Origin of the sequence: Plantactinospora sp. ZYX-F-223, from assembly GCF_039649625.1 — a bacterium.
GTDB lineage: Bacteria > Actinomycetota > Actinomycetes > Mycobacteriales > Micromonosporaceae > Plantactinospora.
Genome location: NZ_JBDJAV010000161.1, coordinates 1 through 1,426 on the forward strand (window position 1 = coordinate 1; position 1,426 = coordinate 1,426).

Sequence of the window (1,426 nt, forward strand, 5' to 3'; positions counted from 1 at the left end):
TACTCCAACGTCACTTGATCTTCCGGCCGGTGTGGTGATGAAGTCTGCGCTGGTAGTGGGATCGTCGGGCACGGGCTTGGGATGTTCGTCGCCAGGTTGACCAGTGCAGGGTGTGCGCTGGTGGAAGCGGTCGGGTGAGGACGAAGGCGTTGAGGAGTCGGCGGATCTCGGCGACGGTCAGCGCGATGATGTCCGGGTCGGTGTCGGGTTGCTGCGTGGCGGCGAGGATGGTCAGGACGGCCAGCGCGAGCATGGCCAGGGTGACGAAGCGGTGCCAGCCGGTCCAGCCGCGGACCTGGTAGTGGTCCAGGCCGACCTGGCCTTTGCCGGTTTGGAACAGTTCCTCGATGCTCCAGCGGGAGCCGGCCACGGTCACGAGGGTGTGCAGCGGCACCGGTCTGGGGGACCAGCACAGGTAGAAGGCCAGCTCGCCGTTGGTGCGGTTGCGGCGGATGAGCAGCCACCTGCGTTCATCGGGTCGGGTGGCGGTGATGACCCAGGCCCACAGGTAGTCGCGGGGTCCTTTCGCGCCCGGCCCGCAACTGTGCGTCTGCCACTGGGTGGTGGGGATCCGCTCGGCGACCTCGTCAGCCCGCACGAGGGTGCGGCCGTCGTTGACGCGCACGCGACGGTCACAGCCGACGGCCAGGACGTAACCGATCCCGCGCTGTTCCAGGTCAGTGCGGAGCCTGGGGTCGGCGCCGTAGACCTCGTCGCCGGTCACCCACCCGGCGGGCACGCCGTTGTCCAACGCGGCGGCGATCATCTGCCGGGCGAGGGCCGGCTTCGTGGCGAACCCGACGTCGTCCGGCACTCCGGCGGCGGCGAGTCGTTCGGGCTTGTCGCACCAACTCGACTCGGGTAGGTAGAGCCGCCGGTCGATCATCGCCCGGCCCGTGGGTGACACGTAGGCCAGGAACACCCCGACCTGGCTGTTCTCGATGCGGCCGGCGGTGCCGGTGTACTGCCGCTGGACCCCGACCGAGCACACGCCTTTCTTGAGGAAGCCGGTCTCGTCGGCGACCAGAACGGCGTCGGGGTGGCCGAGCTGGGCGATCAGCCAGTCACGCACGTCATCGCGTACGGCGTCGGCGTCCCACACCGCTGAGCGCAACAGCCGCTGCATCGCCTGCGGATCGACGTGACCTGCCCGTTCCGCGAGGGACCAGCAGGTCTTGCGTTCCACGCCCGACAGCAGCCCTTCCACGAACTGCCCGGCAGTCCGACGTGGCTCCGCCCGCATGAAACGGCCGGCGACACGCGTCACCGCCTCGTCCAGGATGACCCGCCACCCGGCGGGGTCTACGCTGTGGCACACGGCCACCGCACGATCTTCGGTTGTCCTCACAAACCATCGATGATCAACGCGGTGGCCGTCCTTATGCCCGCGCCACGCCCAACGCCGAAGCCAAGTGACGTTGGAGTA

The 1,426-nt window shown here is 68.8% G+C and carries 1 protein-coding gene; it reads right to left on the reverse strand.

From position 1 onward, the window contains the following. Positions 1 to 10 precede the first annotated feature (10 nt). On the reverse strand, positions 11 to 1,243 hold the full coding sequence (locus tag AAH979_RS42945; protein WP_346263862.1) for an IS701 family transposase: 1,233 nt from the start codon (positions 1,241 to 1,243) through the stop codon (positions 11 to 13). Positions 1,244 to 1,426: the final 183 nt, after the last annotated feature.

Excerpts from the sequence above, each read along its gene's own strand:
- AAH979_RS42945 (WP_346263862.1), bottom strand. The coding sequence starts at position 1,243 with ATGCGGGCGGAGCCACGTCGGACTGCCGGGCAGTTCGTGGAAGGGCTG.